The 24,971-nt window shown below is 68.6% G+C and carries 24 protein-coding genes; 11 read left to right on the top strand and 13 right to left on the bottom strand.

Translation table 11 applies throughout. From position 1 onward, the window contains the following. Window positions 1–3 precede the first annotated feature (3 nt). Window positions 4–1,329 carry an acetamidase/formamidase family protein gene (locus CLV77_RS09215; RefSeq protein WP_076980813.1) on the bottom strand — a complete coding sequence of 442 codons (1,326 nt, stop codon included), beginning with the start codon at window positions 1,327–1,329 and terminating at the stop codon, window positions 4–6. Between the two features lie 313 nt (window positions 1,330–1,642). Further along, window positions 1,643–2,455, bottom strand: coding sequence for a class II aldolase/adducin family protein (locus CLV77_RS09210; protein WP_076980814.1), 813 nt, complete (start codon window positions 2,453–2,455; stop codon window positions 1,643–1,645). A gap of 206 nt (window positions 2,456–2,661) precedes the next feature. On the opposite strand from CLV77_RS09210, the gene CLV77_RS09205 reads away from it, so the two are divergent. Beyond that, window positions 2,662–3,567 carry a LysR family transcriptional regulator gene (locus CLV77_RS09205; protein WP_083707863.1) on the top strand — a complete coding sequence of 302 codons (906 nt, stop codon included), beginning with the start codon at window positions 2,662–2,664 and terminating at the stop codon, window positions 3,565–3,567. Window positions 3,568–3,603: 36 nt separating this feature from the next. Here CLV77_RS09205 and CLV77_RS09200 read toward each other — a convergent pair whose 3' ends face one another. Further along, window positions 3,604–4,329: a DUF1499 domain-containing protein gene (locus CLV77_RS09200; RefSeq protein WP_076980815.1), complete on the bottom strand. Its 726-nt coding sequence runs from the start codon at window positions 4,327–4,329 to the stop codon at window positions 3,604–3,606. Beyond that, window positions 4,322–5,638: an MFS transporter gene (locus tag CLV77_RS09195; RefSeq protein ID WP_076980816.1), complete on the bottom strand. Its 1,317-nt coding sequence runs from the start codon at window positions 5,636–5,638 to the stop codon at window positions 4,322–4,324. The genes CLV77_RS09200 and CLV77_RS09195 overlap by 8 nt, the downstream gene beginning before the upstream one ends. Window positions 5,639–5,889: 251 nt before the next feature. Here CLV77_RS09195 and CLV77_RS09190 point away from each other — a divergent pair, with 251 nt between their 5' ends. The 3 genes from CLV77_RS09190 (at window position 5,890) to CLV77_RS09180 (ending at window position 7,748) form a co-directional block, all read left to right on the top strand. Next, window positions 5,890–6,240, top strand: a complete 351-nt coding sequence (locus CLV77_RS09190; protein ID WP_083707864.1) for a hypothetical protein — start codon at window positions 5,890–5,892, stop codon at window positions 6,238–6,240. Window positions 6,241–6,343: 103 nt separating this feature from the next. Continuing rightward, window positions 6,344–7,072, top strand: a complete 729-nt coding sequence (locus tag CLV77_RS09185; RefSeq protein ID WP_076980818.1) for a HupE/UreJ family protein — start codon at window positions 6,344–6,346, stop codon at window positions 7,070–7,072. Window positions 7,073–7,094: 22 nt separating this feature from the next. Further along, window positions 7,095–7,748: a transmembrane anchor protein gene (locus CLV77_RS09180; RefSeq protein WP_076980819.1), complete on the top strand. Its 654-nt coding sequence runs from the start codon at window positions 7,095–7,097 to the stop codon at window positions 7,746–7,748. Window positions 7,749–7,798: 50 nt separating this feature from the next. Here the strand turns inward: CLV77_RS09180 and ccoS are convergent, their stop codons facing one another. From ccoS to fnrL, 9 genes are all read right to left on the bottom strand, one after another. After that, complete coding sequence (ccoS, locus tag CLV77_RS09175) at window positions 7,799–7,993, bottom strand: cbb3-type cytochrome oxidase assembly protein CcoS (RefSeq protein ID WP_076980820.1); 195 nt, start codon at window positions 7,991–7,993, stop codon at window positions 7,799–7,801. Beyond that, complete coding sequence (locus CLV77_RS09170) at window positions 7,990–10,143, bottom strand: heavy metal translocating P-type ATPase (protein ID WP_076980821.1); 2,154 nt, start codon at window positions 10,141–10,143, stop codon at window positions 7,990–7,992. Before CLV77_RS09170 ends, ccoS begins: the two co-directional genes overlap by 4 nt. Beyond that, a complete protein-coding gene (locus tag CLV77_RS09165) occupies window positions 10,140–10,610 on the bottom strand; it encodes a FixH family protein (protein ID WP_076980822.1) in 471 nt (156 codons plus the stop codon). The genes CLV77_RS09170 and CLV77_RS09165 overlap by 4 nt, the downstream gene beginning before the upstream one ends. Further along, window positions 10,607–12,196 carry a cytochrome c oxidase accessory protein CcoG gene (ccoG, locus tag CLV77_RS09160; RefSeq protein ID WP_076980823.1) on the bottom strand — a complete coding sequence of 530 codons (1,590 nt, stop codon included), beginning with the start codon at window positions 12,194–12,196 and terminating at the stop codon, window positions 10,607–10,609. The genes CLV77_RS09165 and ccoG overlap by 4 nt, the downstream gene beginning before the upstream one ends. Window positions 12,197–12,415: 219 nt before the next feature. Then, the gene (gene ccoP / locus CLV77_RS09155; protein ID WP_076980824.1) at window positions 12,416–13,285 is read right to left on the bottom strand and encodes a cytochrome-c oxidase, cbb3-type subunit III; all 870 of its coding nucleotides are present in this window, start codon (window positions 13,283–13,285) and stop codon (window positions 12,416–12,418) included. Then, window positions 13,282–13,626, bottom strand: a complete 345-nt coding sequence (locus tag CLV77_RS16940) for a cbb3-type cytochrome oxidase subunit 3 (protein ID WP_083707865.1) — start codon at window positions 13,624–13,626, stop codon at window positions 13,282–13,284. Before CLV77_RS16940 ends, ccoP begins: the two co-directional genes overlap by 4 nt. A gap of 9 nt (window positions 13,627–13,635) precedes the next feature. Then, entirely contained in the window at window positions 13,636–14,475 is an 840-nt protein-coding gene (gene ccoO, locus CLV77_RS09145; RefSeq protein WP_083707866.1) for a cytochrome-c oxidase, cbb3-type subunit II, read from the bottom strand. Between the two features lie 4 nt (window positions 14,476–14,479). Further along, window positions 14,480–16,084 carry a cytochrome-c oxidase, cbb3-type subunit I gene (ccoN, locus tag CLV77_RS09140; protein ID WP_076980825.1) on the bottom strand — a complete coding sequence of 535 codons (1,605 nt, stop codon included), beginning with the start codon at window positions 16,082–16,084 and terminating at the stop codon, window positions 14,480–14,482. Between the two features lie 321 nt (window positions 16,085–16,405). Further along, window positions 16,406–17,146: a transcriptional regulator FnrL gene (gene fnrL, locus CLV77_RS09135; protein ID WP_076980826.1), complete on the bottom strand. Its 741-nt coding sequence runs from the start codon at window positions 17,144–17,146 to the stop codon at window positions 16,406–16,408. Window positions 17,147–17,215: 69 nt separating this feature from the next. On the opposite strand from fnrL, the gene hemN reads away from it, so the two are divergent. The 7 genes from hemN to CLV77_RS16345 all read left to right on the top strand — a co-directional run bounded on the left by hemN (window position 17,216) and on the right by CLV77_RS16345 (window position 24,968). Continuing rightward, window positions 17,216–18,556: an oxygen-independent coproporphyrinogen III oxidase gene (hemN, locus tag CLV77_RS09130; RefSeq protein WP_076980827.1), complete on the top strand. Its 1,341-nt coding sequence runs from the start codon at window positions 17,216–17,218 to the stop codon at window positions 18,554–18,556. A 155-nt stretch (window positions 18,557–18,711) separates the two neighbouring features. After that, window positions 18,712–19,455, top strand: coding sequence for a GntR family transcriptional regulator (locus tag CLV77_RS09125; RefSeq protein WP_076980828.1), 744 nt, complete (start codon window positions 18,712–18,714; stop codon window positions 19,453–19,455). 237 nt (window positions 19,456–19,692) lie between these two features. After that, window positions 19,693–21,285: a class I adenylate-forming enzyme family protein gene (locus tag CLV77_RS09120; RefSeq protein ID WP_076980829.1), complete on the top strand. Its 1,593-nt coding sequence runs from the start codon at window positions 19,693–19,695 to the stop codon at window positions 21,283–21,285. After that, window positions 21,282–23,009, top strand: a complete 1,728-nt coding sequence (locus tag CLV77_RS09115; protein ID WP_076980830.1) for a thiamine pyrophosphate-binding protein — start codon at window positions 21,282–21,284, stop codon at window positions 23,007–23,009. The genes CLV77_RS09120 and CLV77_RS09115 overlap by 4 nt, the downstream gene beginning before the upstream one ends. Next, window positions 23,006–23,809 carry an SDR family NAD(P)-dependent oxidoreductase gene (locus tag CLV77_RS09110; RefSeq protein WP_076980831.1) on the top strand — a complete coding sequence of 268 codons (804 nt, stop codon included), beginning with the start codon at window positions 23,006–23,008 and terminating at the stop codon, window positions 23,807–23,809. The genes CLV77_RS09115 and CLV77_RS09110 overlap by 4 nt, the downstream gene beginning before the upstream one ends. A 10-nt stretch (window positions 23,810–23,819) precedes the next feature. Further along, window positions 23,820–24,797: a quinone oxidoreductase family protein gene (locus CLV77_RS09105; protein ID WP_076980832.1), complete on the top strand. Its 978-nt coding sequence runs from the start codon at window positions 23,820–23,822 to the stop codon at window positions 24,795–24,797. A gap of 12 nt (window positions 24,798–24,809) precedes the next feature. Further along, a complete protein-coding gene (locus tag CLV77_RS16345; RefSeq protein ID WP_157802034.1) occupies window positions 24,810–24,968 on the top strand; it encodes a hypothetical protein in 159 nt (52 codons plus the stop codon). Window positions 24,969–24,971 lie beyond the last annotated feature (3 nt).

The following is a 24,971-nucleotide window of genomic DNA, read 5'->3' as shown; positions in this document are numbered from 1 at the left end:
CTGTCAAAGGCCGTATTGCTCACGGGCGTAGTCGCCCAGGCCGACGGCGTCGAGCTTGTCGAGCGGTGCCAGGAACGTGACCTGGATCACCCCCGGGGCGCGCCCGATCTCGATGGCGCCGTTGACGGTGGCGCGGTTGCGCACCTCGGCGACGGACATGTCCAGCAGCTTGGCCGCCCGTTCCAGCCCGTTCTCGATGGCAGCGTTCAGGTTGGCTGCCGTGCCCACGACCGAGATGGGCGCCAGCGGCGCGATTTCCTTGACCGCCCAGCGGTCGGCCAGGCGGCGACCCTTGGCGATCTCGGCCTCGGTAAAGGGGCGGGCGAGGGGGGGAAGATCCTCCTCCAGCGGGAACAGGACCGGCCCGTCCAGCGGATAATCCTTCACCACCTCGACCTGAAGGGTGACGCTGCCCGAGACATCCATCGTGTGCCCGGCGATCTCTCCGTCGCCCTGGCCTGCGTGCATGTCGCCCATGTAGATCCCGGCGCCCGGGACCTTGACCGGGGCGATCAGGATGGCGCCGGCGCGCACGGCGTCAATGTCCATGTGGCCGTCGGTCTTGTGCTCGGCCAGTTGCTCGGGGGTGATGGCATAGTCATGGGGCGCGCCGACCAGGAAGGCCCCGAAATCGCCCGCGTTGTGACTGTCGGGCATGGGCATCGAGGGGCAGGTGCCCAACTGTCCCATGAAGGGGCGCATGCGGATCAGGGTGCCCGGCATGTCCGAGGGCGCGTAATGCAGGATCGAGTGCTGGCGGCTGCCGTCGGGAAGGGCCGCGAAATGGTCGGCCTGGCCGGCGATCTTCTCGGCCGCGGCCTTGGGCACAGTCAGACCGACGCTGCGGGTGTCGTCGAAGGTGACGGTATAGCCGTGGACGATCTCGAACGGGGTGACGGGGTTGCCGCAGGCGTCGCAGCGCACGGATTTCTGCCCGACCCCCTCGACATGGGTTTCGGGCCAGACGGTATCGCATTCGGGGCAGCGGGCGGCGACGTAGGGATCGCCCAAGCAGAACCCCTCGGGAGAGCTGTCGTGCCCCGAGGCCGTGGCGGTCGAGGTGACGGTGATGTCGCGGATGCGGATGGCGATGCCGTCGCCCACCTCGGCCCCCTCGACATAGACGGGGCGCGTGACCTCGTGCCCGCCGCGCAGGCGCGGGGTGATCATGGGGCCCCAGCAGCCGGGCGCGGTGTTCGCGATGATGGTGCCGCCGCTCTGGACCGGGCCCAGCATCGGCTGGGCAGGGTCGAGGACGCTGTTGGTGAATTCCTGCACGACGACGCTGCGGCGCGCGGCGGTCGAGGAGGGGGTGTTACCATCGGGCATGGGGGGACTCCTTTGACGGGATGTGCGGGCGGGCCTGGCCGCCCCGGGGAAAGCAATGCGTGCGCCTTGAACCGGCGCGGAAAAAATCGGTGAAGGGGCGCAAAGATTGCCCGTCCTGGCGGCAGGCTAGCGGAAAGCTGACGCTGGGGAAACAGCGACTTCGGCCCCATAGGCGGCGCCCCGCGCGGGGGTCCGCCATGGCACGGAAAGCCCCGCGCCCACGCTTTGGCACGAACGACAGGGGGCGGACCCGGCGGCCCGCCCCCGGCGCGCCACGGGCGCGCGCGATGTTACCGGACAGGCTCCGGCAGGATCAGTCGAACATGTCGGGCTGATCCTCGACCAGCTGGCCCCAGATCGTCTGGAAATGCAGCCAGCCGATATATTCGCTGCCCACGTGTTCGCGGCTGTAGCGGGCGCGGTCAGGCTTGACATAGGTGGGCTGGATCCCCGAGGCCGCGATGTCGAGCTGCTGCTGGCAGCAGCGTTCCAGAGCGATGAACCAGAAGGCCGCCGCCTCGATGCTGTGGCGGCTGGCGGTCAGCAGGCCGTGGTTCTGGTGAATGGCGGCCTTCACCCCCTTGAATGCCTTGGCCACGTTCGAGCCTGCGTGGTTTTCGACCGCGACGGCGCCGGCCTCGTCACCGATGATGACGTGATCCTCGAAGAAGGCGCAGGCATCCTGGGTGATCGGCTCGATCGGCAGGCCGGTGGCGGCCCAGGCGGTGCCATAGACGGTGTGCGCATGGCACATGGCGATGATGTCGGGATGTTCCTCGTGCACGTTGGCGTGCAGCACGAAGCCCGCGCGGTTGACGGCGTGGTTGCCCTCGATCACCGTGCCCTTGTGATCGACCAGGATCAGGTTGGACATCTTCACCTTGGCGAAATGCACGCACATGGGGTTGGTCCAGTAAAGCTCGGGGCGCTCGGGGTCGCGCACGGTCAGGTGACCGGCGAAGCCATAGTCGAACCCCTGCTGGTCGAAGGCGCGGCAGGCGGCGACCAGCCGTTCCTTGCGGTGGCGGCGCTCATCCTCGAAATTGTCGAATTCGGGAAGCTCGGGGTAGATCAGCCCTTCCTGCTCGGGCTGGTAGATGGAGACGCGGTTGCCAAGGTCAAGCATGTCGGGTCCTTTCGGGGTTGGCGGCTTCTGGCCGGGGCGGCGCCGGGTCGGGCCGCCGATATGCCCCGAAGGATCGGATGTTGCGGCACAATCGGTCAACGAAGCGCTTGCAATAAGTCTTATCCCTTTCCCGGCAGGTCGATTGGCGCTGTAATGGGGCGGATCGCGCGCCGGCAGACCGGCGCGGCGCAAAGCGGAGGGGCACGGTGAAGGACGACAGGCTGATCGCGATGCGCGTGTTTCTTGCCGTGGCCGAGACCGGGGGCTTCACCACGGCCGCCCGCGCCCTCAATGTCTCCCAGCCCTTCGTCAGCCAGACCATCCAGAGGTTGGAGGACCGGCTGGGCGCGCGGCTGCTGCACCGCACCACCCGGGGACACCGGCTGACGCCCGCGGGCGAGCGGTTCATCGACGGCTGCCGCGAGGCCGTTCAGGCCGTCGACGCCGCCGAAGCCGCCTTGCAGGAAGAGACGCGCCAGATCACCGGAGAGCTGCGCGTCTCGGCACCGCTGGCCTTCGGGATGGACCGGGTGACGCCGTTGCTTCCGGCTTTCCTCGAGCAGCATCCGAAACTGTCGCTGGACCTGCGTCTTACGGACGAAAGCGTCAACCTGATCGAGGACAGGATCGATGTGGCGATCCGGATGGGGCGGCTGGGGGACTCGACCCTGATGCACCGGCGCCTGTGCGACCTGCGGCGGATCGTGATCGCAGCCCCCGCCCTGCTGGAGGTGCACGGCCATCCCGAGACGCCGCGCGACCTGGGCGCGATGCCATGCCTGAGCTGGGACGGCGCCCATGAAAAATTGAACCACTGGCCGTTCCTGCGCGACGGCGAGGCCCATGATTTCCATGCTGACGGCCGCTTTCGCAGCAATGACGGCATGTCCCTTTTCCAGATGTGCCTGGCGGGCTTCGGGGTCATGCGCTGTGCTGAGCATCTGGCGCGCCCCGCGATCCGCGACGGCCGCCTGGTGCAGATCCTCGAGGATTTCACCGTCAGCGACGATGGCGCGGTCTTCGCCGTCTTCCTGCCCGAGAGGAACCTGCAACCCCGGCTGCGCAGCTTCATCGACTACATGGTCGACAACCTGCGCGCGCCCGAGTGGTAGCAGACGCGGGGTCGGGGCAGGGCACCTTGCCCAGGCTCAGTCGGCGGCGCGGGCCTCTAGATCGTCCAGGAAAGCCCGGATGCGGCGGGCGTTGGCGCCCCGGTCGATCTGCCCCAGGCGCGAGCGTGAGCGCATGTCGACGCGGCTGCCCTCTCCCTCCTCGGCGGGGGTGACGCGGATCGCGACCTCGTCCTCGAAACCGAAAAGGCGGCTGCGGGCGATGGCCTCGATCTGGTTTTCCGAGGGATCGGCCGACAGCACCTCCCAGCCCCGGGCTTCGACCAGGGCGAGGGCCTCGGAGAAGGCCGCCTCGAAGGGCAGGGGCAGGTCCAGCGGGCGCACGCCGGGGTAGGCCGCGCGCTGGGGTTCGGCGTTGCGCGCGGGATAGTCGCTGGGCGTGACCGTGAACCAGAAGACGGGCGGATTGCCGGTGTCGGTCGAGATGTCGTTGATCGCCGGCGTCGTCACGGTGGCATATTGCCAGGCACCCGCCGCAAGCAGCACCGGCAGCGACAGGATCAACCCCAGCAGCGGGGGCCAGCCGCCGCCCGGCCGGCGCAGCAGCCAGACGATGAGCGCGACGAGCGCCAGGACCACGCCGGCGGCCGAGGCCCAGGCGCCCCAGGCGGCAAGATCCAGCGCCCGGGGCACTGGCCACCAGTCGCGGCGAAAGCCAAGGGCGGCCAGCGCCAGCAGCAGGATCGAGGCGGCGCCGAGAAGGGCGGCGGCCCATCCAAGCAGGGTGGCGGTCGGGTTACGCATCCAAGGTCTCCGAGGGTTTGGCCGGGTTCAGCCGGGGGTGGGTCTCTTCAGACAGCCAGAACAGCAGCCCGCCCGAGACGAACATCGAAAGGGCGACGAACCAGAAGGCCGCTTCGGCCGCGCCGGTCAGGCTGGCGGCCAGGCCGAGGCCCAGGGCCCCGATCGCATAGCCCAGATCGCGCCAGAAGCGATAGATCCCGATCGCCGAGCCGCGCCATTCGGGGGGCGTGATGTCGGCCACCGCCGCCGAAAGGTTGGGATAGAGCAGCGCCATGCCAAGGCCCGTGATGCCGGCCGAGACCGACCACCACGCCACCCCCTGGCCCAGCACGACCATCGCCACGCCCGCGCCGCAGATCCACATGCCCAGGACATTGGGCCAGAAGCGGCCCACCCGGTCCGAGAGCCGCCCGGTCACAAGCTGCGATCCGCCCCAGACGAACCCGTATGTGCCGACGATCCAGCCGACCTCGGTCAGGCCCGCGCCACGCCCGGCCAGAAAGACCGGGAACAGCGCCCAGACCAGTGCGTCGACGAATTTCTCGACCAGTCCCGCCTGGGAGATGGCGAAAAGGCGCGGGTCGCGCCAGCTCATCACTGCGAAGACCTGGGCGGTGGTGGGGCTGGCCGGCAAGCCCTGCGGGTAGCGGGGCAGGTTGGCGGGGGGCGCGGCCTTGTGCGCGGCGCTTTCGGCGCGGGCCCAGGCGCGCGTGTCGCGGACCCCGATCACGGTCAGCAGAAGGCCTGACAGAACCACCGCCAGCCCGAACAGCAAAAGGCCCGTCCGCGCGCCCAGCCACTCTGCGGCATAGGCGGTCAGGATGCCCGCCAACGCCACGCCGACATAGCCCGAGAATTCGTTCAGGCCCATGGTCAGGCCGCGTTCCTCGGCGCGGGTGATGTCCAGCTTGGCGGTCTGGGTCATCGACCAGCAGAGGCCCTGGTTGATCCCCAGAAGCACGGTCGCGGCCACGATCCAGTTCCAGTCGGGGGCGGCCCAGATCATCACCGGGATCGGCAGGGCGGCGACCCAGCCCCACAGCAGCACCCGCTTGCGCCCGATCCGCTCGGACCAGCTTCCGGCGACGAAGTTCATCACCGCCTTGACCAGGCCGAAGACCACCACGAACGAGGTCAGCAACAGGAACGAGCCACGGGCCAGCCCGAATTCGGACTCGGCCAGGGCAGGGACGACGGTGCGGGTCATGCCGATGGCAAGCCCGACCAGCATGACCTGGATCAGCTGGTGGATCACCTGGTCGAGGTTCTCGCGCAGGCCGTGGCGCAGGGGCGGGGTGTTCGGGGTCATGGCGGTCGCCTTCGAGTTGGGCTGTCTCTATACAATCAATGATTCACTTGAATGATGTAGCGTGCGACCCGCGCCTGTGCAAATCCAAAATGCGCCTCGGCGCTTTCCGGCCCCTCAAAGCGCGGGTCGACGGGCGGGGTTGCCCGGGCGGGCCCTGCCGGGATAGACGTTATCTTAAGGCTTTTGACGTCACCAAGAACGCCCAAGAGAAGGCGCATGATGCAAGACGAGCGGACAGCGAAAAGATGACGATGGCACGTGCATTCGCGCGGCACTTCGTGGCGCTCGTGCTTTGTCTGGGGCTGGTGACTTGGCTGGTGATGCCCTCGGCCTCTCACGCGCCCAAGGTGGTCGAGGCGCTGAGCCTCCAGGCAGAGATCCTGGCCGAGCATGGCCACGTGCACGATCTTGACCGAGATGTGGTCTGGGCCCTGCACGGCCACGGGCACGACGGGGCCGATCACGACCACAGCCCGGCGATGATGGCGGCGCCACCGCGCGCCCACCGACCGTTCCGCAGCCACCGCGCCGAATGGCGGCTTCGGCCCGGACCCAAGGGTCCGACCATGGCCTTTCTGATCGAGAGACCTCCGCGCGCCTGAGCCATCAGCGCCCGCGTGCGATCCCCGGCCAGCCCTGTTGGCCGGGCCGCGCGTGACGGCCCCTTCTCAGACCGATCAAAGAAAGACCATTCGGAGTATTTCCATGACCACAGTCCAACGGGGCTGGAGCGATCCCGGCACGCGCCGGATCGCCACCCTGTCCCTTGCCGTGCTGGCCACGCTTGTCCTGAGCGCGGTCCAGGCCGCGGCCCACAACGTCACCGAGGGTGACGCCGGCTACATCCAGGAGATCTGGGGGGTGAACATCATCCCCTTCATGTATCTCGGCGCCAAGCACATGGTGACCGGCTACGACCACATCCTGTTCCTGCTGGGCGTCGTCTTCTTCCTTTACAGGATGAAGGATGTCGCCCTTTACGTCAGCCTGTTCGCGCTGGGGCATTCGACCACGATGCTGCTGGGCGTCTGGTTCGGCTGGGGCATCAACGCCTATGTCATCGACGCGATTATCGGCCTGTCGGTGGTCTACAAGGCTCTGGACAACCTTGGCGCCTATCGCCGCTGGTTCGGGGTTCAACCCGACACCCGGGCCGCGACGCTGATCTTCGGCCTTTTCCACGGCACGGGCCTGGCCACCAAGATCCTCGACTACGACATCGCGCGCGAAGGGCTTTTGCCCAACCTGCTCGCCTTCAACGTCGGGGTCGAACTGGGCCAGTTGATGGCGCTGGCCGTGATCCTGATCGTCATGGGCTATTGGCGCCGGTCCCCGGATTTCCTGCGCCAGGCCTATACGGCCAACGTCGTGATGATGGCGCTGGGCTTCATTCTCGTGGGCTACCAGCTCACCGGCCTCGTCCTGGCCGCGTAACAAAACCTCAAGGGAAATCAAAATGTTCAATGCAGATAAACCCTCTCTCGAAAACCTGCCCAGCAAGGGCCAGCTGCTGCGCTCGACCCTCGTCGCGGCGGGGGCGGCGGCGGTCATCCTGGTGACCGTGGTCCTGCCGGCGGAATACGGCATCGACCCGACCCGGGTCGGACGGGTGCTTGGCCTGACCGAGATGGGCGAGATCAAGACCCAGCTTGCCGAAGAGGCCGAGATGGATCGCCAGATGGCCACCCCCGAGCAGCAATCGAGCCTGTCGGGGGGCCTCTTCGGCCTGCTGATCGGGGCCGCCCATGCCCAATCGGCAGAGGCCGAGCCCGAGGCCGATGGGGGCCAGGCCGATGCCTGGCGCGACGAGGTGACATTCACCCTGACGCCCGGCGCCTCGGCCGAATGGAAGATGGCGATGGAGCAAGGTCAGACCGCCGAATACCGCATGGTTGTGACCGGCGGGCGGGTCAATTTCGACCTGCACGGCCATGGAGGCGGCAAGTCGGTGACCTATCAGAAGGGCCGCGGCTCCACCGGGGAGGAGGGCACGATCACGGCCGAGTTCGATGGGCAGCACGGTTGGTTCTGGCGCAACCGCGACAGCGCGGAGTTGACGGTCACGGTGCAGGTGCGCGGTGAATATGCCGAGTTCAAGGACGCCAGCTAAGCCTGGTCCCTGACCGAACGAACAGCCATGGCGCCCCCGGGGCGCCATGGTCACGCCCCCGGGCCGGGGGCCTCATGCGTTTTCGGGGGCGCCATGGGCCGGTCGTCCCAGCGCGGATCCAGCAGGCGGACGCTGTCCCCCTCCGGATCGTCGTATTGCCGGGCGCGCAGGGTCCAGACGAAGACCGCAAGACCCGCCAGCCCCAGCCCGATCGAGATCGGCATCAGCACCACCAGTACATTCATTTCCTTGCCCTCATCGCGTTCAGTGTGACTGCCAGGGACGACGATGACATCGCCAGCGCCGCCACCAGCGGCGATGCCAAGCCCGCGAAGGCAACCGGCACCGAGACCAGGTTATAGCCAATCGCCAGCGCCACGTTCTGTCGGGCCAATCCATGGGCGCGGCGCGCGACCGAGACGGCCGTCGCGACCGAGGCGATGCCCTCGGACAGGATCACCACATCGGCCAGGCTGCGCGCGGCATCGACCGCGCGGGCCGGTGCCATAGAGGCATGGGCCCCCGCAAGCGCGCCGGTGTCGTTCAGCCCGTCGCCCACCATCAAGGGACGCCGACCCTCCGCCGCCATCCGGGCCAGGACCTCATGCTTGCCCTCGGGCGAAACACCGCCCATGACCTCGGCAATCCCCAGGCGCCGGGCCAGCCGCGCGGCGCTGTCGGGCGCGTCGCCCGACAGAAGGGTCACGCGCATTCCCATCGCCTCAAGCTGTTGAACCGCCTCGACCGCGTCGGGGCGGGGCACCTCGTCGACGGTAAAGCTGGAGACCTTGCCGGCCCCGTCCAGAAGCTGGACCGAGCCGCCGCCCGCGCCCATGGCGCCGGCCCAGCCGGGTCGGCCGAGGCGGATCCGCTCTCCGTGGAAGATCCCCTCGACCCCGCGGCCCGCTTTTTCCTGCAGGGCGCCGACGGGGGCGGGGCTGATGCCGCGGGCGCGGGCTGCCTTGGCAATGGCGCGCGACAGCGGGTGGGAGGATCCGCGTGCCAGCCCCGCGGCCAGGGCCAGCGCCTTCGGATCGGTGTCCGCGCCCAGGCGCAACTCACCGGTGGTCAGGGTGCCGGTCTTGTCGAAGACGACCGTATCCACCTCGGCCAGCCGCTCCAGCGCGGTGGGCGAGCGTACCAGCAGACCGGCCCGGAAAAGCCGCGCCGTGCTGACGGTCGAGACGGCGGGCACCGCAAGGCCCAGGGCGCATGGGCAGGTGATGACCAGCACCGAGATGGCAACGTCGATCCCCCGGATCGGGTCGCCGGTCAGCGACCACCACATGACGAAGGCCATTGCGCCAAGCGCATGTACCGCCGGTGCGTAAAGGCGCGAGGCCCGGTCGGCGAACCCGGTGTAGCGAGAGCGCTGCATCTCGGCGGTGGCGACCATTGCGGCAAGGCGGGCAAGGCCGGTCTCGGCGCCCGCACGGGTGACGCGCAGGGTCAGGGTGCCGGTCAGGTTCAACTCCCCCGCCGCGACGTCGGCGCCGGGCGAGATGGCGACCGGAAGGCTTTCGCCCGTCAGGATCGAGCGGTCGAGATCGCTGTCGCCGTCGATCACGCGCCCGTCTGCCGGGATGCGGTCGCCGGGGCGGATCAGCACGTGATCCCCGGGGGCGAGGCTGCGGGCGGGGACGATCTCTTCGGCGCCGTTCGCCAGGCGGATGGCCTGGGGCACCTCGAGCGCGGCAAGCTCGGCCGCGGCCGAGCGCGAGGCATGGCGCCCGGCCATGTCCAGATAGCGCCCGATCAGCAGGAAGAAGGTCAGCGACAGCGCCGCCTCGAACCAGCCGGGCCGGTCCGAGGAGCCAAGCGCCACGGCCAGCGACACCGCCGAGGCCAGGATGATCGCAAGGCTGATCGGCACGTCCATGTTCATCCGACCCGCCCGCAGCGCGCGGTAGGCCGAGCGGAAGAAGGGCTGTCCGGCCCAGGCCACGGCCGGCAGCGCGATCGCCCCCGAGATCAAGTGGAACATGCGCGCGGTGACATCGCCCGCGCCGGCCCAGACGGCTACCGACAGCAGCATGACGTTCATGGCGGCAAAGCCCGCGACGCCGATGCGCGAGGCCAGGTCGCGCATCTCGGGGCTTTGTCCCGTCCGCACCCCCGGCTCGAAGACCGAGGCGCGGTGCCCGCCGGCGGCCAGCCGCGCGATCAGGTCAGGGGCCTCGACGCTGCCGTCGGTCTCGACCATGGCGCGGCGCAGGGTCAGGTTGACCCGCGCCGAGCGCACGCCCGGCACCTCGGCCAGCATGGTCTCGACCGAGGCGATGCAGGCGGCGCAATGGATGTCGGGCAGGTGCAGGACCAGGTCCGCGCGAATGGTTTCGGCAGGCACCGGGCGGGGCGGGATGGCGCAGCCGGGGCAGGTGGCAAGCGTGCTCATCCCGGCACGCCGATCAACAGTATCTTCTGGAACCGGGTGCCGTCGGGGGCGGTGGCGCCCACGTCCAGCCGCCAGCGCCCGGGCGCAAGGCTGACCGTGGCGCCCAGACCGTCGGGGCCCATGTCCAGCACCGCCGTCAGCTCGTCGGCAACCTCGGTCGGGCGGCCGATGTCGAGGGTCAGGTCGGCGGGGCGCAGGGGCCGGCCGTCGGCGTCAGTGAGGCTGAGCGACAGGCGCCCGGGCGCATAGCTGGCCGCGACCTGCCAGCCCAGACGTTCCTGCGCGGCACGGCGGGCGTCGAATTCCTGGCTGGCGACATAGCTGTTAGGCACCTCAAGCCCCGGGAAGGTGCGCACCGCGCTGACGGCGAGCAGCATGTTGACGCCGATGATGACGCCAAAGCCCAGCACGAAAAGCGCAAGCACGGCGCGGCCTGTCAGCGGCCTGGCGTTCGGAGCGACGGTCATCGGTATTCCCTTCCGTTGAAGATGGTGGCGACGTGGGCGGTCTCGCCGCTGGTGGTGTCGGTCACATCAAGGGTGACATGGGTGATGGCAGCGGCCGCAGCCGCGCTGCCGGCCGGCGCCGTGAGATAGAGGCGCAGCTGGCGCTGGCTGTCGGGCCCCACCTCGACCGAGGCCGTGGGCGCGCCCTCGACCTCGAGGGCGAGCGCGGCGGCGGGGTCCAGCGAAAGGGCCAGGCGCCGGGTCTCTCCTGCCTTGTTGCGCAGGCGGATGTCGTAGGTGTTGCGCACCGCCCCGTCGGACAGGGTGACGAAGGTGGGATTGCGCACGGGGTGGACGGTCATCTCAAGCTCGGGGCGCATTACCAGGGCCGCCAGCAGCGCCAGACCGATGCCGCCCCAGATCAGCATATAGACGAAGTTGCGCGGCCGCAGCAGGTGGCGGCGCAGCGAGCGGGGGGCCAGGCCTGCGCGTTCGGACGGGGCGTCCGACAGGGCGATATAGTCGATCAGCCCCCGCTGGAGGCCCGTGCGCTCCATCACCTCGTCACAGGCGTCGATGCACAGGGCGCAGGTGATGCAGGCCATCTGCTGTCCGTCGCGGATGTCGATCCCCATGGGGCAGACGTTGACGCAGGCGTTGCAGTCGATGCAGTCGCCGGGCACCCGGCCGGCGGGCGGCGGGGAGAATGCCTCGGGGGTGGCGGGGGCGGTGCCGCGCACCAGCATCGGGATCACCGGGGAGCGGCCCCCGATCCGGGGGCCGGCAGCGCGGGTGATCGTGTCGCCCGGGTCGGTGGCGGATGGGGCATCCGTCGCGGCGGCTGCCGCCGCCCGGCGGCGCAGGCCCTTGCCGCGCGGCTCTCCACGCCAGTCGCGATAGGCGACTGTCAAGGTGTCCTCGTCCATCATCGCGGCCTGGATGCGGGGCCAGGGGCACATGTAGATGCAGACCTGTTCGCGCATGAAGCCGCCGAAGACGAAGGTCGTCGCGGTCAGGATGGCGATGGTGATCCAAGCCACCGGCGCCGCCTGAAGTGTCACAAGGTCCCGCGCGAGGCTGGGCGCATCGGCGAAATAGAAAATCCAGGCGCCGCCCGTTCCGACGGAGATCAGGATCCAGATCGCCCATTTGCCAAGTCGAAGGGACCATTTGCGCAGGCCCCAGGGCGCGTGGTGCAGGCGCATCCGCGCGTTGCGGTCCCCCTCCAGCCAGCGTTCCACCGCCAGAAACAGGTCGGTCCAGACCGTCTGCGGACAGCCATAGCCGCACCAGACCCGGCCAAGGGCCGAGGTGAACAGGAACAGCCCCAGCCCGGCCATCACAAGCAGGCCCGCGACGAAGTAGAACTCGTGCGACCAGACCTCAATGCCGAAGAAATAGAAACGGCGGTGCGCCAGGTCCACCAAGACCGCCTGGTCGGGCCGTCCGGCCCCCCGGTCCCAGCGCAGCCAGGGTGTCAGATAGTAGATGCCCAGCGTCACCGCCATGATCTGCCATTTCAGCCGGCGGAACCGGCCGGTGACGCGGCGGGGGAAAATCGGCTCGCGCGGGGCGTAAAGCGCGCTTGTGGGCGGAGAGGCTGTCATGATCGATCCTGTTTTCCGGACCATCTGGCCCGGGTGGTGCGGGGGTCGCATTGATGTGGCTCAAGGGGCGGCCCCCGATGGCCCCGTTGCCCGCGCGGTCATGCGTGGCAGGGCGGGCCAGGGTAGCGGCAGGGCGCGGGCGGGATGCGGAATTTACCGGGGGCCGCCGGTGGCGGCCCCCGGTGTGCCCCGGGCGGGGGGCTGATTGGCCCGAGGATCTCAGTTGGCGGGGGGGCTTTCCTCGCCGCCGCCAAGCTGGTGGACATAGGCGGCAAGGGCACGCACCTGCGCCTCGCCCAAGCGTTCGCCCCAGGCCGGCATTACCCCGAAGGGGCCGCGCGTGACGGTGTGGGCGATCTCCTCGAGTGTGCCGCCGTAAAGCCAGATCGCGTCGGTCAGGTCGGGTGCACCTTCATCGCGGTTGCCGGTCGCATCCTCGCCGTGGCAGGCCGCGCAATTGTCCGCGAACAGGGTCTTGCCTTGGGCCTTCGCGGGCATGTTGCGTGACAGGCGCCAGACGTGGTCGGCGACGGCCGCGATCTCGGCCTTGCTCAGCATCTCGCCATAGGCGGGCATCTGGGAGAAGCGCGCGTCCGGATCCTCTTCATTGCGGATGCCGTGGCGGATCGAAATCGCGATCTCCTCGATCGAGCCGCCCCAAAGCCAATCGTCGTCCAGAAGGTTGGGATAGCCCCTGGCCCCCGCCGCGCCCGAGCCGTGGCAGGTCGAGCAATTGTTGCGGAAGAGGGCGCCGCCCGCGTGAAGGGCAAAGCTTTCCAGCTCGGGGTCGCCGCCCAGCGCGGCAAGGTCGGTCCCCGCCAGCGCCTCGAGGCGGGGGGCCTGGAGGGCGTCGGCGGCGGCAATCTCGGCGGCGACATCGCCCCGCGTGCTCCAGTTCAGCATGCCCGAGGTCGCCCCCGAGACCAGCGGCCAGGCGGGGAAGAGCAGCGTGTAGATCACCCCCCAGAAGATCGTGGCGTAGAAGGTCCACAGCCACCAGCGGGGCAGGGGATTGTTCAGCTCTTCGATGCCGTCCCAGTTGTGGCCGGTGGTGCCGGGGTCGGGCTTTCCGGTGCTTTTCTCGCTCATTTCCCGATCTCCCCGCAGGCGCAGTCGGCACAGTTGCGCCCGCAGCCAGCCGTCAGGGTCGGTTCCTGTGGCTCGCCCGGGGCAGCATCTGAGCTGGGGGCGAAGACAGGGCCGGATTCCGGGCCAGAGTCAGAGCCGGAGCCGGAGCCGGGAAGAGGCCGAGGAACCGGGCCGCGGGGCATGGCGGCGTTGTCACTGCGCACGAAGATCAGGTTGGCGGCCTCGTCGTGCAGGTGCCTGCTGCCCGGGCGGAAGGCCCAGAAGGCGCAGCCCAGGAAGAACATCATCATCGCAAGCAGCATCCAGCTGTCGGCGAATTCACGGAGCAGGGTATAGGTCATGGCATGTCCTCAGCGGCTGCTGTCGGCGACGAAGGTCGAGAAATCGACCAGCGTCCCGAGCATCTGGAGATAGGCGATCAGGGCATCCATCTCGGAAATGCCGGGCTGACCGTCGAAATTGCGCACCTGCGCCCCCGGGTAGCGTTCAAGCAGCCCGTCTGTGTCGCCGAAGGGATCGACCTGGACCGCGAAATCCTCGCGGGCGCTGGCGATCATCTCGTCGCTGTAGGGCACGCCCACCAGCTGGTGGGTCTGCATCAGCTCGGCGATATGGGCGCCGTCCAGCTCGACCCGCTCCAGATAGTCGTATTTGGGCATGATGCTCTCGGGGACGACCGACTGCGGGTCCCGCAGGTGATCCAGCTGCCACTCGTCCGAATAGCGCCCGCCAACCCGGGCCAGGTCAGGCCCCGTCCGCTTGGAGCCCCATTGGAACGGGTGGTCGTACATCGACTCGGCGGCCAGCGAGTAATGGCCGTAGCGCTCGTTCTCGTCGCGCATGGGCCGCACCATCTGGCTGTGGCAGGTATAGCAGCCCTCGCGCAGGTAGATGTCGCGCCCGGCAAGCTCGAGGGGGGAGTAGGGGCGCACGCCCTCCACCTCCTCGATCGTGTTCTCCAGCCAGAAGAGCGGCGCGATCTCGACGATGCCGCCGACGGTGACGGCCAGGAACGAGAAGACCAGAAGCAGGGTGGCGTTGCGCTCCAGCACCTTATGCTTGTCGATCAGGCCCGCCTCGGGCGGCGCCGGGTCGGGGTCGGGACCAGGGTGGGCGCCCCGGGCGCTGTCGGCCGGCTGCAGGACACGGGGATCGTCCGCGATCGGGGGGATGTGGGTGTTGTTGCTCATCGGCTCACTTCTCGAAAGCGGGTTGGCGGGCAAGGACGGGGTGGGCCGAGGGCGCGCGGATGGTCATCCACATGTTCCAGGCCATCACCAGCGCCCCGGCGAGGTAGAGCAGGCCGCCCAGCGCGCGGACCACGTTCATCGGAAACTTGGCGGCGACGGTGTCGGCGAAGGCGTTCACCAGGAAGCCCTGGGAATCCACCTCGCGCCACATCAGCCCTTCCATCAGCCCCGACACCCACATCGACGAGGCGTAGAGAACGATGCCGATCGTCGCGAGCCAGAAGTGCCAGTTGATGGCGGCCATGGAATGCATCTTCTCGCGGCCCCACAGACGCGGCGTCAGGAAGTAGATGGCGCCGAAGGTGATCAGCCCGTTCCAGCCCAGCGCGCCGGAATGGACGTGGCCGATGGTCCAGTCGGTGTAGTGGGACAGCGAGTTGACCGCGCGGATCGACATCATCGGCCCCTCGAAGGTCGACATGCCGTAAAAGGCAAGCGAGCCCACGAACATTCGGATGATCGGGTCGGTGCGGATCTTGTCCCAGGCCCCTTCCAGGGTCATCAGCCCGTTGATCATGCCGCCCCAGGAGGGCATCCACAGGATGACCGAGAAGACCATGCCCAGGGTCGAGGCCCAGTCGGGCAGCGCGGTGTAATGCAGGTGATGGGGCCCTGCCCAGATATAAAGGAAGATCAGCGCCCAGAAGTGGATGATCGACAGCTTGTAGCTGTAGACCGGCCGACCGGCCTGCTTGGGCACGAAGTAATACATCATTCCCAGAAAGCCGGCCGTCAGGAAGAAGCCCACGGCGTTGTGGCCGTACCACCATTGCACCATGGCGTCCTGGACCCCGGCGAAGACCTGCACCGATTTCGACCCGAAGATCGACACCGGGATCGACAGGTTGTTGACCACGTGCAGCATCGCCACCGTGACGATGAAGGCCAGGAAGAACCAGTTGGCGACGTAGATATGCCGCTCGCGCCGGTTCAGGATGGTGCCCATGAACACGGCCAGATAGGCCAGCCACACCACGGTCAGCCACAGATCGACGTACCACTCGGGCTCGGCGTATTCCTTGCCCTGGGTCGCCCCCAGCAGGTAGCCGGTGGCGGCCAGCACGATGAACAGCTGGTATCCCCAGAAGACGAACCAGGCCAGGTTGCCGCCCCAGAGACGGGCGGCGCTGGTGCGCTGGACGATGTAGAACGAGGTCCCCAGCAGGGCGTTGCCCCCGAAGGCGAAGATCACCGCCGAGGTGTGCAGCGGCCGCAGCCGGCCGAAGTTCAGGTAGCCCTCGGACCAGTCGAAGTTCAGCGCCGGAAAGGCCAGCTGTGCCGCGATGAATACCCCGACCAGAAAGCCGGTGATCCCCCAGAAGGCGGTGGCGATGACACCGGCGCGCACCGGCCCGTCCATGTAGGCCCCGAGGTCCGGGGCCGGTCGCTCGACCCCCACCTGGCGCAGCTGCCACAGGAAAAGCCCCCCCGCGGTCAGCATGATGATGACGGCGTGGACGCTGTAGGCCAGGTCGCGCCCCCAGTCGGCCGCGACCGCGGCCAGGAGGGTGATCAGACCCAATAACGGCAGTTTGAATATGTCGGACATTCCGGCTTCCCTGAATCGAACTTCGAAGCCACGGGCGACCGCGGCAGTCCGACCTTCGATGTCACGTCAGCAGGGTCCGCTCCTTGACCCAGATCAAGCGCGGGCAGCCATGCGCCCCCTCATGCTGCGGCAGACGCGCACAGCCCGCCCGCCATTGCAGGGGCCAAACCGCGTATCCGCCCCGCGGCGGGCCTACCTTCATTGTCGCAAAAATATCCCCGCCGGAGGCATCCCCGGCAAACCACGCGCCCGAACGCCTGCCGACCGCGCCAATCGGACAGGCGCACTCATGCGAAGGAATCAGCTGGAAAAGTCGGGATATCAGTCCAGCGGACCGCCGTCGTCATCCTCGCCCGTCTCCAGCGTCAGGCGCTGGAAATCGGGGATGCGTACGCTGCGCCCGCCCGGCAGGTCGATCAGACCTTCCTTGCGCAGGGCAGTGAACTGGCGGCTGGTCGTCTCGATGGTCAGGCCCAGGTGGTCGGCGATCTGGTCGCGCGACAGGGGCAGCTTGAAGGTCACCTCGTCGGTGGGCACCTCGGCGCCGTCGATCAGCGCCAGGCGCCGCACCATGCTGACCAGGAAGGCGGCGACCTTCTCGCGGGCGGTCATGCGGCCCAGGATCACCGCCAGCTCGCGGGCGGCGTCCAGCTCGTCGAGGGTCATGGTCAGCATGCGCGCCGCGATGGCGGGCGTGCGCTTGACCAGCGTCTCGAAGGTCCGGCGCTCGAACCGGCACAGGGTCACCTCGCTCAGCGCCTCGACATCATAGGCCGAGACGGCGCGCCCGGGGCGACCGATGAAATCAGACGCCATCAGCAGGCCCACGGTCTGCCGGCGCCCGTCCTCCAGCATGCGCGACATGGTCGCCGCCCCCGCGACGAAGGAGGAGAAATGCATCAGGGGCTGACCTTCCGAGGCCAGGCGCGTGCCGGCGGGGTAGGTCTTGTAGCTTTTCGCCATCTCCAGCACGGCCAGGTCGTCCGTGCCGCATTCGGCGCAGACGGCGCGGTGGCGGATCGGGCATTCGGAGCAGGCGGAGGTTCTTGTCTGGGCTACCATGGGACCAGTTTATAGTGCGTGTTGACCTGTATCAATGCGGTCCCTTGGTCGCGGTCCCATTGATGCGCCATGACACAGGATGACCTTCGCCGCGCGCTGGCCCGTTCTCGCGCCCCCAGATACACCAGCTACCCCCCGGCGAACCGTTTCGGACCGGCGATCGGCCCCGCCGACACCGCCGAATGGCTGGCGCGGGTTCCGGCGGGGGATGCGGTCTCGCTTTACGTTCATCTGCCCTTCTGCCGCAGGCTCTGCTGGTTCTGCGCCTGCCGCACCCAGGGCACCCGCAGCGAGGGGCCGCTGATCCGCTACCTCGACCATCTCGAGACCGAGATCGCGCTGGTGCGCGCAAGCCTGCCCGACGGGGTCGGGGTCTCGCAGCTTCATCTCGGGGGCGGCACGCCGACCCTTCTGTCGCCGGCACTTCTGACGCGCCTGGGCGAGATGCTGCGCGCCTTTCCCATTGCGGAGGCCCGCGAGGTCTCGGTCGAGATCGACCCTTGCGAGTTCGGGCCCGAGCGTCTGGAGGCGCTGCTGTCCATGGGGCTCACGCGGGGATCGCTGGGGGTTCAGGATTTCGACCCCGTGGTTCAGCGCGCCATCGGAAGGTTCCAGGATTTCGAGGTGACCCAGCGGGCGATGCGCCTGCTGCGCGAGGCGGGGATCGGCAGCGTCAACATGGACCTGCTCTTCGGATTGCCGCACCAGAGCCCGGCCAAGCTCGGGGCGACGGTGGACCAGGTGCTCGACCTGGGCCCGGACCGCATCGCCCTTTACGGCTATGCCCACGTGCCCTGGATGGCCCGGCGCCAGAACCTGATCTGCGAACAGCATCTGCCGGACGCCGAGGAGCGTCTGGACCTGGAGGCACTGGCGCGTGAGCGGCTGACCGGCGCGGGATATGTGGCGATCGGGATCGATCACTACGCCTTGCCCGGGGATTCCATGGCCAACGCCGCGCGCGCCGGCACCCTGCGGCGCAATTTCCAGGGCTACACGACCGACACGGCAAGGGTGCTGATCGGCATGGGCGCATCGGCCATTTCGCGCTACCCGGAGGGGTATGCCCAAAACGTCGCCGCCACCGGCGCCTGGCAGGAGATGCTGGGCCGGGAGAGCCTTCCCACCGCCAGGGGCTTCCGCCTTGGCCCCGAGGAGCGCGCAATCGGCGCCATCATCGAGGGGCTGATGTGCGAAGGCGCGGCCGACATCGACGCCCAGTGCCGCGCCCAGGGGCTGGACCCCGCGCCTATCCTTGCCCGGGCACAGCGGGTGCTGAAGGACCTGCCCGGCGCCGCGGTCGAAGACCAGGGGCGTATCCGGCTGGCCTCCTTCGCCTATGCCCGGCCCATCGCCGCCGGCATCGAGGATCTTTCGACCAGCGAGACCATGTTCAGCCGCGCGGTCTGAGGGCAGGGGCCTTGCGGCTTGCCCTGCCATTTCCCACTCTCGCCTGCCGCTGGTCGAGGTCCCCCCGGATGCAACCGTGGTGACATTACGCGGCGCTCCGACTAGCGTCCATTCCGACTGCTGAATTCAGAGTTCACGCGATTCGGAGTACCCAAGTGCAGAAATTGTCGAGCATCCCCAGCCGGACCGAACAGGTCTATCACTCCGTGCGCGAAGACATCTGCGACTGCATCCTGGCACCGGGCACCCATCTTGTTCAGGAAGAGCTGGCCGCCGCCCTCGGCGTCTCGCGCCAGCCGATCCAGCAGGCGATGCTGCTTCTCAAGAACGATGGGCTGGTGGTCGAAAGCGGGGGACGGGGGCTTTACGTGGCGCCGATCGACCGCGCCGGCATGCAGCATCATTACCAGATCCGGCTGGTGCTGGACCAGTTGGCGGCCCGCCTGGTCGCCGAAAGGTCCCGCGCGGACCAGGGGTTCAAGGCGCGCCTACGCCGCGAGGGCGATGCGATCCTGGCGGCCGGAAACGGGGCCGAGAAATCGGGCGGCGTGGCCGAGGCCGTGCGCCACGACGTGGATTTTCACACCTTCATCTACGACATGTCCGGCAACCCGCTCATCAAGCCCACGGCCGAGGCCCATTGGCTGTTTCTGCGCCGGGTGATGATCGGTGTCCTGCTGCACGCCAAGCGCGGCCCCCTTGTCTGGGCGCAGCATCACGAGATCCTCGATGCGCTGGTGGCCGGGGATGCGGACGGCGCCGTGGCCCGCGCGGCCGAGCACGTGACCGGCGCCGAAGAGGCCCTGAGCGCCGCCATGGCTTCGGGCCAGACGGACCACCTTTTCAACGCCTCGCCGGACGCTTCGGCACAGCGCAACTCGGCCCCAGCCCGGCGCTGATCGCGCCGCTGCATGCGGGCCGCGCGACACCCCGACAGGGGCTATAGGCCCGCGTGGGCTATGCCAGTGCCGAGACTAAAACGGACAATTGCGCCCAACAGCCATCGCTTGACTCGAATCCCTTCCGGCGAGATTGTGAATTCGGAATTCAGAACGCCGGATGCGACCCGTGGCGGGATGTGATCGGATCCGGTTCCAGGTGACAGCAAGCGATCGGAACGTGGGAAAGGGGCAGGAATGACGAAGTCCTTGTTGACCTTCGGGCAGATGCTGGACGGGTTTGCCCGGTTGCGGCCCGAGGAACTGGGTGCGCGGGATCTTGAACGCTCGATGAGCTTTGGCCAGTGGAACGAGCGCGCGCGGCGGCTTGGCAACGCCCTGCTGGGTATGGGCCTGGGCAAGGGCGACCGCGTTGCCCTTCTGGCCTACAACCGGCTGGAATGGGCCGAGATCTATGCCGCCACAGCCAAGACCGGCATCATCGCGGTGCCCCTCAACTTCCGGCTCAGCCCGCAGGAGATGCGGTTCATCATCGAGGATTGCGGCGCCACCGCGATCCTGGCCCAGCACGGCCTTCATGAGGAGATCGAGGAAGTGCGCGACGCGCTGGGGATCGACCCGTCGCGCTATGTCCTTTTCGGGGGGCGGGCCGCCGGCTGGCGAGACTACGAGGATTTGCTTCAGCAGGCCGCGTCCTCGGCCCCTGATATGGCAATCGCCGACACCGACCCTTGGGCGCTGATGTATACCTCGGGCACCACCGGCAAGCCCAAGGGCGTGATCCGAAGCCACCGGGGCCAGGCGCTGATCGCGTTTGTCACCGACATCGAGCTGTCGATCGGCGGGCGCGACGACGCGCTGCTGGTCATGCCCATGTGCCACGCCAATTCGCTGAACTTCTTCTCGTCCTTCAGCTACCGGGGCGGCGTCACCTCGATCTATTCGCGCGCCAGTTTCGACCCCGAGGAGGCGCTGGACGTGATGGAACGCTCGGGCGCCACCTTCACGTCGCTGGTGCCGACCCATTATTCGATGATGCTGGAACAGGCGAAGGCCGACGGCCGCGCGCGCGAACTGGGGCGGATGAGCAAGCTGATGATCTCCTCGGCGCCGGCACGGGCCGACACCAAGCGGGCGGTGATGGAGATGTTCCCGAACTCGGGCCTCTTCGAGCTGTACGGCTCCTCCGAGGGAGGGTGGGTGACGATGCTGCACCCCGACGAGCAGTTCACCAACCTCGGCACCGTCGGGCGGGAATGCGTGGGCACCGCCCCGATCCGCCTGCTGGACGATGACGGCAACGAGGTGCCCGACGGCCAGCCCGGAGAGCTTTTCCACTGCACCCCCTACACGTTCGACGGCTACTGGAACCTGCCCGAAAAGACCGCCGAGGCGTTCCGGGGCGATTATTGCACCGTCGGGGACATGGCGCTGAGGGACGAGAACGGCTTCATCAAGCTGATCGATCGCAAGAAGAACATGATCATTTCGGGCGGCGAGAACATCTACCCCGCCGAGGTCGAGGCCGCCATCGGTGCCGCCGAGGAGGTGCGTGACGTGGCCGTGGTCGGCCTGCCCGACGACAAGTGGGGAGAGCGGGTCCACGCCGTCGTCGTCCTGCAGAAGGACGCGCGGATCGGTGCGGCCGACCTCATCGGCGCAAGCTGCACCGGCATCGCCCGGTTCAAGCGCCCGCGCGGCGTCACCTTCGTCGACGCCGATGACATTCCGCGCACGGCGACGGGCAAGATCCAGCACGGAATTCTCAAGGAAAAGCTCCTCTCGGGGGCTTTCGACACCAAGCAGACAGCAGGAGCAGAAGCCGAATGACCCAAGACCTCAACAGTGACGAACTCAGCGTCGCCGCCTGGATCGCGAAATTCCTCCAGGCGCGCGGGGTCGACCGCATCTTCGGCCTGCAGGGCGGGCATATCCAGCCGATCTGGGATTTCGCCGCACAGCGCGGCATTCGCATCGTCGACGTGCGCCACGAATGCGCGGCGGTGCACATGGCCCACGCCCACGCGGAGCTGACCGGCGGCTTCGGCGTCGCCATGGTGACCGCCGGTCCCGGCGTGACCAACACGGTGACCGCCATCGCCAACGCCTCGCTGGCGCGGATCCCGCTTTTGCTGATCGGGGGCTGCACGTCGCGGCCGCAGGCGAACATGGGGCCGCTTCAGGACATCCCCCACGTGGACATCATCCGACCCGTCGCGCGCCAGTCGCGCACGGCACGGGTGGCCGAGCAGGTGATCCGCGAACTGGACGAGGCCGTGGCGCGCGCCATGGGCGACGGGGGAGAGCCCGGTCCGGTCTACCTGGAGATCCCCACCGACGTGCTGCGCGAGCATGTCGCCGAGAACCTGGTTCTGGACGACTGGATGCGGCCCAAGGCGCCGCGCGTCATGCCGCCCGATCCGGCGGCGGTGACCGAGGCGGCGCAGGCGCTCTGGTCGGCCAAACGCCCCGTGGTGGTGACGGGCAGGGGCGCCAACGGCGCGGCCGAGGCGCTGAACGGGCTGCTCGATGCCTCGGGCGCGCTTTACCTCGACACGCAGGAATCGCGCGGCCTGGTTTCGGGCGATCACGCCTCTTTCGTGGGGGCGATGCGCGGGCAGGCCATGCAGGATGCCGATCTGGTCATCACCATCGGCCGCCGCCTGGACTATCAGCTTGGCTATGGCTCGCCGGCCGTCTTCCCGAACGCCAGGTTCATCCGTATCTCGGACACCGCGTCCGAGCTGATCGACAACCGGCGCGGCGCGCCCGAGCTGCTGGCGACACCCGCCCTGGCGCTTGAGGCCATCGCCAAGGCCGGGCAGCAGATCGGCGCACCGGCGCTGGACCGGGAATGGGCCGAGGGGGTCCGTTCCAAGCACGTGGCCCGTGCCTCGGGCGGCAACCGCGAGACGCCGCAGACCGGCAGCGACGGCAAGATCCACCCGATGGCGATCTTCGACGCGCTGAAGGACGTGGCTGCGCCCGATTACATCGCCGTGGCCGACGGCGGCGATCTTCTGAGCTTCGCGCGCGTCGGGCTGGAGGCCGGCACTTACCTTGATGCGGGCGCCTTCGGCTGCCTGGGCGTCGGTGTGCCTTACGCCAACGCCGCCAGCCTGGCCTTTCCCGACCGCCAGGTGATCTGCGTCACGGGCGACGGGGCCTACGGGCTGAACGCGATGGAGATCGACACCGCCGTGCGCCAGGGCGCCAAGCCGGTGATCATCGTGTCCAACAACGCCGCCTGGAACATCGAGCGGTTCGACCAGTCCGACAATTACGGCGGAAGGGTCGTGGGCACGCTGCTGCGCCATTCCGATTATGCGGGGATGGCGCAGGCCCTCGGCCTCTACGGGGAACGGGTCGAGAACCCGGCGGACCTGCCCGGCGCGATCGCCCGGGCGCTGGAAAGCGCGCCCGCCGTGATCGATGTCGTCACGTCGCAGGACGCGGTCTCGTCGGATGCCAAGAAGGGGCTGGGCTTCGTGCCCGATTACCAGCCGCTGATCTATTGGGACGATGCGGAGCGCAAGCGCCGGGGCCTTGAATGACGCCAGCGACGCCCCCGGGCCTGCCCGGCGTCACGGCCGGGTTCTCCTTGGCCGGGCGGCGCGCGCTGGTCACGGGCGCCTCGGGCGCGCTGGGCGGGCGCTTTGCCGAGGTGCTGGCCAGTGCCGGCGCCTCGGTCCTACTGGCGGCGCGCCGGACGGGCCCGATGGAGGGGGTGCGGGACCGGATCGTCGGGACGGGCGGGCAGGCCGTCGCCACCTCCCTCGACCTGGCCCGGCCCGAAACCATCGCCGCCGCCTTCGACAGGGCCGAGGAGGCGTTCGGTGGTCCCGTGGATCTGGTGGTGAACAACTCGGGCGTTGCCACGCCGGGCAGCCTGGTCGATCAGCCGGACGAGGATTGGGCCGGCCTGATGACCGTCAACCTCGACGGGGCGCGGCGGGTGGCCAGCCACGCGGCGCGGCGGCTGATCGCGGCGGGGCAGGGCGGTTGCGTCATCAACGTGGCCTCGATCCTAGGGTTGAGGCAGGGGGCCGGGGTGGCCGCTTACGCCACTTCCAAGGCGGCGCTGATTCAACTGACCAAGCAGCAGGCGCTGGAATGGGCGCGCCACGGTATCCGTGCCAACGCCCTTTGCCCGGGCTACGTTGAGACCGACCTCAACCGCGATTTCTTCGCCTCCGACGCGGGCAAGGCGCAGGTCCGGCGCATCCCGATGCGCCGCCTCGGCCAGCCCGCGGAGCTGGACGGCGCGCTGTTGCTGCTGGCATCCGAGGCGGGCAGGTATATCACTGGTACGACGCTGGTGGTCGATGGGGGGCACCTGGTCAGCGGGCTTTAGCGGAGGAACCATGCAGGATTACGTCATCATCGCCCGCGAGCCCGGCGGCTCGGAGGTTCTTGAACGCCGGGAGATCACGCTCGATCCGCCCGGGGCGGGCGAGGTGCTGGTCCGCCATGAGGCGATCGGGCTGAACTTCCTCGACATCTACCACCGCAGCGGCGCCTACCCTTGGGCGACGCCCCGGGACCTTGTCCCCGGCTCGGAAGCGGCCGGCGTGGTCGAGCGGGTGGGCCCGGGGGTCAGCGACCTGCGCCCCGGCGACCGGGTCGGCTACACCCATCCGCTGGGTGCCTATGCCAGTGCCCGGGTGATCGCCGCCGACCGGCTGCTGAAGCTTCCCGACGGGATCTCGACCGAGATGGCGGCGGGCATGATCCTGAAGGGGCTGACGGCCCATTACCTGATCCACGACAGCTATCCGGTCGCCCGGGGCGATACGGTGCTGGTCCATGCCGCCGCCGGGGGCGTGGGCCTGTTGCTGGGCCAATGGCTGCGGGCCAAGGGCGTGCACGCCATCGGCACGGCGGGCGGTCCCGAGAAGGTCGCGCTGGCGATGGCGCATGGGTATGACGCGGTAATCGACTACCGCGCCGAGGATTTTGTCGCCCGCGTCAAGGAATTAACCGAGGGGCGCCTGGTTCACGCAGTCTACGACAGCGTCGGCGCCGACACCTGGCGCGGATCGCTGGACTGCCTGCGCCCGCACGGAACCTTCGTGAATTTCGGACAGGCCTCGGGGCCGATCACGGATTTCGCCTTCTCGGACCTGGCCAAGGGTTCTTTCATGGCCACGCGCCCGGTGCTTTTCCACTTCATCGCGCACACGCAGGATCTACAGCGCCGGGCAGGGGCCCTGTTCGCGGCCCTTTCCGACGGCACGCTGCGGCCAGAGGCGCCCAACCGGTTCGCCCTGACCCGCGCCGCCGAGGCGCATGACGCCCTTGAAAGCCGCGCGACCACGGGCACCACCATTCTCATCCCCTGAAGGATCCCTGCCATGAAAACCATCTACGCCACCTCCTGCACCCACGGGGCGCGCGCCGGGTCGGTCCGGTCCGCAGACGGCAACCCGGACCTCAAGCCGGGCGTCACCGTCACCCTGACCGGCAGGCCGGGTGCGGACGCGGGTGCGAGCCTTGTGCTGGAAGGGGTCTGAGTC

This window comes from Brevirhabdus pacifica, from assembly GCF_002797755.1.
Classification (GTDB): Bacteria; Pseudomonadota; Alphaproteobacteria; order Rhodobacterales; family Rhodobacteraceae; genus Brevirhabdus; species Brevirhabdus pacifica.
The sequence above is the reverse complement of the archived record's forward strand: the minus strand, read 5'-3'. Positions and strand labels throughout refer to the sequence as shown.